This window comes from Variovorax sp. P4_D9 (assembly GCF_056401695.1).
The window spans coordinates 1-7,159 of the sequence record NZ_JBFUIU010000466.1 but is presented as its reverse complement, the minus strand read 5'-3'; the positions used below and the strand labels follow the sequence as shown (position 1 = coordinate 7,159).

General features: G+C 62.5%; 6 protein-coding genes. 1 reads left to right on the top strand and 5 read right to left on the bottom strand.

Annotation, left to right across the window (positions count from 1 at the left end):
- Nucleotides 1–67: 67 nt before the first annotated feature.
- Genes AC1DY5_RS35365 through AC1DY5_RS35350 form a run of 4 tightly spaced genes read right to left on the bottom strand, consistent with a single transcriptional unit; the run spans nt 68 to nt 4,655 of the window.
- A complete protein-coding gene (locus AC1DY5_RS35365; protein ID WP_478119135.1) occupies nt 68–1,747 on the bottom strand; it encodes an MFS transporter in 1,680 nt (559 codons plus the stop codon).
- A gap of 54 nt (nt 1,748–1,801) precedes the next feature.
- Nucleotides 1,802–2,809 (bottom strand): DUF7064 domain-containing protein, encoded by a 1,008-nt coding sequence (locus AC1DY5_RS35360; protein ID WP_478119134.1) that lies wholly within the window; start codon nt 2,807–2,809, stop codon nt 1,802–1,804.
- Nucleotides 2,806–3,315 carry a hypothetical protein gene (locus AC1DY5_RS35355; RefSeq protein WP_478119132.1) on the bottom strand — a complete coding sequence of 170 codons (510 nt, stop codon included), beginning with the start codon at nt 3,313–3,315 and terminating at the stop codon, nt 2,806–2,808. The genes AC1DY5_RS35360 and AC1DY5_RS35355 overlap by 4 nt, the downstream gene beginning before the upstream one ends.
- Nucleotides 3,316–3,359: 44 nt before the next feature.
- Nucleotides 3,360–4,655 (bottom strand): phosphotransferase family protein, encoded by a 1,296-nt coding sequence (locus tag AC1DY5_RS35350; protein ID WP_478119131.1) that lies wholly within the window; start codon nt 4,653–4,655, stop codon nt 3,360–3,362.
- Between the two features lie 93 nt (nt 4,656–4,748).
- Here AC1DY5_RS35350 and AC1DY5_RS35345 point away from each other — a divergent pair, with 93 nt between their 5' ends.
- Nucleotides 4,749–6,404, top strand: a complete 1,656-nt coding sequence (locus tag AC1DY5_RS35345; protein ID WP_478119130.1) for an AMP-binding protein — start codon at nt 4,749–4,751, stop codon at nt 6,402–6,404.
- Between the two features lie 13 nt (nt 6,405–6,417).
- Here AC1DY5_RS35345 and AC1DY5_RS35340 read toward each other — a convergent pair.
- Nucleotides 6,418–7,159, bottom strand: a 742-nt coding sequence (locus AC1DY5_RS35340; RefSeq protein ID WP_478119128.1) for a zinc-binding dehydrogenase, incomplete at its 5' end; no start/stop codon positions are given.

Below are 7,159 nucleotides of genomic sequence, written 5' to 3'. Positions count from 1 at the left end.
GAGTTTGCGTCTTCCGAGATTCGTCATGCTTTGTCTCCTGTTTGATTGGGTTCGTTCATGTCTTGGGTCAGTACCAGTCGTGAATCCGCCGGTCTTTCGTCTCCGGAATGAAGAATGCCACCACCAGAGCGCCCAAGACGGCCCAAAAGATCGGGTACCAGAGGCCGAAATAGATGTCGCCAGTTGCGGCGACCATGGCAAAGACGATGGGAATCAGGAAGCCCGAGACCCAGTTGCCGATGTGATACGGGACCGACAACGTCGTGTAGCGGATGCGCGCCGGGAACATCTCGACCATCACCGCCGTCGATGCACCATACGCGAGCGGCATGAGCGCGGCCATGAAGGCCATGATCAACCACACCATCGGCAAGTTGGTCTGCGCCGGGTCGGCTTTGCCGGGATAGCCGGCGGCGCGTATGGCAGCCCTCAGTTCCTTTGTGAACGCATCGATGCGCGCCTTCAGCTGTTCAGCGTTGAGGCCGCGGCCGTCAAACCCTTGGATCGTCGTCTCACCGATCTTGATCTGCGCATTCGACTTCGTCGGCGAGCTTACGTTGCTGTAGTTGACGCCCTCCTTGGCGAGCGTCGACTTGGCGATGTCGCACGACGAAAGGAACTTCGAGACGCCCGTTGGATTGAAGATGAACGAGCACTCTTCAGGATCCGCGATCACCGCGATGGGCGACGACCGCAATGCGGCCTCGAAAGCCGGATTGGCGAAATGCGTCAACAACTTCACCGCCGGGAAGTAGCTCACTGCGGCGATCAGGCAGCCGGCGATGATGGTCGGCTTGCGGCCGATCTTGTCGGACAGCCATCCCACCAGCGGAAACAAGGGGATTGTCACGAAGATCGCAAGTCCAGCCAGGATGTTCGTGGTGAGCGGATCGACTCTCAGCGTCTGCTGAAGGAACAGCAACGGATAGATCAGACCCATCGCGCCAACAGCGGACACGCCGGTCACACAGCCGAGCATCACGACGATCATCAGGCCGACGTTTTTCCAACTTCCGAAGGCTTCGCGTATCGGTGCCTTGGCGGTCAGACCCTTCTGCTTCATACGCAGGAAGACGGGGGACTCGGACAGTCTGAGTCGGATCCACAGGGAGACGCCGAGCAGCAGCACCGAAAACAGGAAGGGCAGGCGCCAGCCCCAATCGGAGAATGCGGCCTCTCCCAGAAGAGTTCGGGTACCGACAATCACGAGCAACGACAAAGTAAAGCCCGCCGCCGAGCAACTCTGCACCCATGACGTGAAGTAGCCCAGCCGCCCGCGGGGCGCGTGCTCGGCCACATAGGTGGATGCTCCGCCGTACTCGCCGCCCAGGGACAGGCCTTGAATTACTCGCATCACCATCAGCAGAATCGGTGCAGCGATGCCCCATTGCTCGTAGGTCGGTAAGATGCCCACGACAAATGTGGCGACGCCCATGCCCGAGACCGTGACAAGGAAGGTGTACTTGCGGCCGACGATGTCCCCGAGTCGCCCAAATACGAACGCGCCCAGGGGCCGCACCGCGTAGGCCACCGAGAAAGCAAGCAAGGCAAAGATGAAGCCTAGGTTCGGACTCAGCGGCGCAAAGAACTTGGCGGCGATGATCGACGAGAGCGAGCCGAACAACAAGAAGTCATACCACTCGAATACCGTTCCCAGGGAAGCTCCAAACACAACCCGCCGCTCCTCACTGGTCATGGATTTTGAAGATCTGGCTTCGGCGGGGGTACCCAATGTCTGCGATTCCATTTTTGTCTCCTGTTGCGTGGGCTCTGGGGATTGCGGCTGAGAGCCTCAGATGGACTAGACCCAAACGGTGGGTGACGGATCCGTGTAGAAGCGCCCACGCCTCTGGTTGAGATAGGGAAGGTTGTAGTTCGGCAGCACCACACCGTAGCCTTCGCGTTCGCCGTACGACCAACGCATCATGGAATTGAAGGTGATTGCACTTGGATAGGGACTCCAGGGAGCACCGACGTCTGCGGTCGCGCGCAGGTGAAAGCTCTTGCCGCGCGTGTCCTTGACGGTCATCTGCAGCCCCGTGCACATCAGGCCGTGGTGCGTACTGGTCATGTTCAGCTCGCTTGTCAGCCCGTAGACCTTTCCGTCCTGCAGCACGTAGCCGTGGGTGAGCTTGAACTGATCTGCGCCGGTGAGGTCCGGGTTCCAGGGGCAGATCATGTGGAAGGCAAGGTCCTCGCCGAAGGTCGCAGACACGATGTACATGTTCTTGATGACCATCGGGTCGCGCGGACCCCAGCTGTGGTCCATCCGTTCGATGCTGTTGACTTCGAAGGTCCTTCCGCGCACCTTGAGCGTTCCGGTGACACGTCCCGTCAGGTCGAAGTGACCCGCCAGGTGCTTCTTTCGCGTGTCGATGTCGGCATGCATGTCCTCGACCCGACCGGCCTGGGGGCTGTGTGCGGGGTCATGGATGTCGAAGGGATCCATCAAGCCCTCCCAGTCGACATGGATTTCGGTGCCGTCAAAGCCTTCATAGTCGATACGGAAGTTCCGGGGCGCGGAGGTCGCGCGGATGCTCAGCCCGATCGGCGAAGTCAGCTCCGAAAACTTCTTCGGGGCCGGCAAGTGCTGGTTGTCGTTGTAGTGCAGCAGATCGGATCGGTTGTCCGACAGCGCCCCGCACACCATGATCTGATTCGACATCACGCCCATCGCAGGTCGCGCGCACACGTAGACCAGCGCGTAGATGTGCTCCTCGGGAATGACGATCGGAATGAGATAGGTCTCAACCCAGTTGTGGTCGGCGTCCGGGGGGTTCTGATAGTCGATCTGTTCAGCGGTGATCATGCAGGGGCCTTTTCGGTAGGGGTTTTCAGTGCGAGTGCAGCAGCGATCGAGGGGAGGCCGCTGGACTCGGTGTCGAAGCCAAGCGGCAGGAACCACGCACGCTGGACGTCGAGCCACGCTTTCGCGTTCGCGGTGACGGCGCGGTCGATCTGTCGACGCGTGGCGTCGTCGAAGTCGGCGGACGATCGCACGAACGCGCTCGTGGCGGCCGTCAGCTGGGCGGTCGCTGCCTGTATGTCGGTCTCAGCCGCACCGGGCTGGTTCATCAACCCGACGCCGCGAGCGAGGGAGCTCTCGAGCGCGGAAACAGCATCACGATCGCACCCCCTGGTGCAAGGCGTAAGAGCCTGAGCCAGTTCGATGGCGCTTCGCAGTTCGAAGCGAATGCGCTCGGACCGGTATGGAAGGCGGTCGCAGACCATCGACAAGAAGCCGCAGACCATGCGCAGCTGCTCCACAGCCAGCGGGTTCGACGCGTCGACCGCCGGTGTGACGACTTCCTTCAAGGCCTTGATCGCGGCGCGCAGCCCGATGACGGTGTGATCTGACATCAGAGCAACTCCTCGAGTGTCTTGCGCAACTGCTCGGCCGCGAGATAGCCCACGGGCTCGGCCGATGCGAGCAGGATGTCCTGGTGCGTCTTGCCGAGATGCACCACCCGGTATGCCGACGCGATGGCCGACACCACGAGCTGGTAGCTGTTGAAGATCGTGTAATAGCGAAGCCGCGCAGGATCGACGCTCAGTCCCGACAGCTTCTCGTAGCTCTCGAAGAACTCGTCTAGCGGCACCAAGCCGCTAGCGAGGAAAGTCTTGCCGTCCTCTGCCATGTGGCCGAACGCATGGTTCGCGGTCCACGCGAGGTCGCGGTGGCGATCGCCAAGATAACCGCGCTCCCAGTCCAGCACGGCGGTGATTTCGAGGCTTTTCTCGTCGAAGAGGAAGTTCCCTGAACGGTAGTCGCCATGCACGACGCTTACCGTATCGAGAGCCGGCAAATTGCGCTCCAGCCAGTTGGCTGCGACCTCGGCCAGGGGGAAGTCGTCGCCCCGGTCTTCCTCCCAGATGCGGCGAGCACGATTCAGTTGCCTGAGAGCACTTTCCGTCGTGCCGATCGGGGGCACATCGAAGGCCGACATCTCGGCTCCGCCCACGTCGAACGTGTGAATGGTGGCCAGCATGCGCACGAATTGCGGGGCCAGACGCTGACGCAACTCGGGACCGAAATTGGTACCGATGCCAGCCAGTCGCCCCGAAGTCGTCGCACGCGGCTTGGCGACGCCCTCGCAGAACGAATAGAGCAGCGCAGGCTCCGGAAACCACTCAGCCTCGGCGTCGACCAATAATGCATGGGGGACTGGCACGACGCCCTCAAAGGCCTTCAGCAGCTGGAACTCTCGGGCTCGGCTCGTCGAATTGACCGATTCGCTGGGCTCCATGCGCACAACCATACGGTCCGAACACGCGCCGCGTCCGGGCGCGTTCCAGTGCAAGGTGTAGCCCATCTGTATCTTCGATGCGCCACCGGCAAACCAGCGCTGGTCCGCGATGCGGAAGGGACCCTCGACCGCATTGCTCAGGAACGCCGTCAAGTGTTCGGTCATGCGCTCGAGGCTCGCACCGGCATAAGCCGGGTCGGCGCGATGCGTCATCTTGCGTGTCAGCATCTTGTCCATCTCACGCTCGGCCGGAAAGGTTGAGCGCATCCGCTCGATCATTGCCGGTCCTGGCCGGTCGCGATCGGATTCGGTGACAGACAGCGGTGCGAGCCGATGAGCCCTGTCGTAGGGCGCGTCCAATGTCGTATGCATGCGTACGATCATGCTGCACACGATATGCACATGCATGAGTACTTTCCCCTATCAAGGCCCGTTGATTGTACGTTAGCGTAAGACATCGCTTCCTCGACCGGGCTCACCTGCAACCAACTGTCAACCCCTATGGAATTCGACCCCGTGTTGGCGCGACAGCGCGCCCTGGCCATGCGTGATCGTGGCTTCTGGAACAACCAGACCCTCGACGACTACTTCAGTGCCGCTCTCGCGGCCTGTCCGGACAAGACGGCGGTCGTGGACCATGCCTCGCGGTCCGCGTCGCCGCACCGGCTCTCCTACCGCGAACTCGACGCGCTGGTCGCGAAGATCGCGGCATCGCTCACCCGTCTGGGGATCCGCCGCGGCGACGTTGTTTCGGTCCAGCTGCACAACTGCTGGCAGTATCTCGCCATCGCGCTCGCCTGCGTCAGGACCGGCGCCGCGATCAATCCGTTGATGCCGATATTCCGCGAACGTGAACTCGAGTTCATGCTCAATCTCTGCGAATCGTCGGTTTTCTTCGTGCCGGCCACCTTCAAGGGCCGGGATCATGCGGGCATGGTACGGGCGCTGCGTCCACGCCTGCCCAGCCTGCGCCACCTGGTCGTCGTCGGCGAGGACGGCGAGGAAGGGTTCGACCGGTTCTTGCTCAACGACAATTTGCAGTCAGCCGGAAAGGTGGCCGGCCTGGCCCCTCCCCGACCCTTGCACCCGGATGAGGTCGCCCTCGTGATGTTCACTTCGGGAACCACCGGCGAGCCCAAAGGCGTTATGCACACGTCGAACACGATGCTCTCGACCCTGAGCGCGGCCACGCGTTCCCTCGAGATGACCCCGGGAGACGTCGCTCTATGTGCCGCGCCGATGGGCCACCTGCTCGGTTTCGCGCTGCTCGGCGTCTTTCCGTTGATGTTCAAGGGAACCACCGTCATCATGGACACTTGGGATGTGGATCTGGCCGTTCGCCTCATGGGTGAAGAACGAATCACATTCACGGCTGGCCCCACGCCGTACCTGGCGGACCTCTGCAATGCGGTGGCCAAAGGGGCCGCTCGGCCCCCGAGCCTGCGCGTATTCTGCTGCGCTGGCGCGCCGATTCCGCCTGTTCTGATCGAGCGGGCCGACACCGAGCTCAACATGACAGTGTGCTCGCTCTGGGGCATGACAGAAGTGCAGGCTGGGCTGATCACCGAGATCGGTCGCGGCAGAGCGCATTCGGCACTGGCCGATGGCCGTCCACCGCCCGGTATGGAAGCAAGGATTGTCGATGACGCGGGTTTGCCTCTGCCGGCGGGACAGACCGGCCGGCTCCAAGTGCGCGGCAGCGGCGTTTTCGCGGGCTACCTGAAGCACCCCGAATGGAACGACACCGACTCCGAAGGCTGGTTTGACACCGGAGACCTTGCCTATGTAGTGAATGATGGAGGCGACATCCGCATCAATGGCCGATCGAAGGACATCATCAAGCGCGGCGGCGAAAGCGTGCCGGTCGTGGAGGTGGAGGCGCTGCTGGCACGACACCCGGCCGTCTCCGCGGTCGCCATCGTCGGCTGGCCTGATGCGCGGCTCGGCGAGCGGGTGTGCGCCTTCGTCACGCTGCGTGACGCTGCGAAGTTCGACCTGGACGAGATGCAGCACTACCTCAAGGCATGCGAGTTGACGCCGCAGTACTGGCCCGAGCGGATCGAGATCCGCGACGACCTGCCGCGAACCCCCAGCGGCAAGGTGCAGAAATTCAAGCTGCGCGAGCTCGTCCAGGCTTTGGCTGAGAAAGCGACGTAGTGTCCTCACCGGTTCAGTCAGGTGCAAGACGTATCAAGCGCTTTCCGAGGTTGTCACCACGGTACAGGCCGGCAATTGCATCCGGCGCCTCTTCGATGCCATCCAGAACTTCCTCGATGTAGTGAAGGCTGCCGTCGCGCAACCATTTCGCCAGATCGGCGCGCGCCACGCTGGCGTATTCCGGATGGTCAAAGATCACGAAGCCCTGCATGCGCGCGCGCTTGGTGAGGAGGTGACGCTCGACTCGGGGACCCCGTGGGTGCGGGTCCCAGTTCGCAACCGAAGCTGTTCCGCAGATCACGATGCGTGCCCCGACATTGAGATGCGCCATCACCGCGTCGCTGATCGCCCCCGCAGTGTTGTCGTAGTAGACGTCAACGCCTCCGGCGCACGCCTGTGCCAGCTGCTCCGCGAAATCAGCGGCCTTGTAGTCGACGGCGACGTCGAAGCCGAAGCGCTCGGTGCACAGCGCGCGCTTGACCCGCCCGCCCGTGATGCCCACGGTGCGGCACCCCTGCAGCCGCGCAATCTGTCCGACGCAGGAGCCGACCGCGCCAGCTGCCGTGGAAACCACGACCGTCTCGCCAGCGCGCGGCTGCCCAAGTTGCAACAGACCGTAGTGCGCAGTGACACCGTTGATGCCCAGCACGCCAAGCGCACTCGACATCGGCAGCCCGTCGTCCTCGATGCGCCGCTGGATGGAGGCGCCCTCGATCAGGGCGAATTCCTGCCAGCCAAACAGGCCTGTGACAGCA

Bases quoted from the DNA above. Each gene is read 5' to 3' on its own strand.
- AC1DY5_RS35360 (WP_478119134.1), bottom strand. From the start codon at position 2,809: ATGATCACCGCTGAACAGATCGACTATCAGAACCCCCCGGACGCCGAC.
- AC1DY5_RS35350 (WP_478119131.1), bottom strand. From the start codon at position 4,655: ATGCATGTGCATATCGTGTGCAGCATGATCGTACGCATGCATACGACA.
- AC1DY5_RS35365 (WP_478119135.1), bottom strand. From the start codon at position 1,747: ATGGAATCGCAGACATTGGGTACCCCCGCCGAAGCCAGATCTTCAAAA.
- AC1DY5_RS35345 (WP_478119130.1), top strand. From the start codon at position 4,749: ATGGAATTCGACCCCGTGTTGGCGCGACAGCGCGCCCTGGCCATGCGT.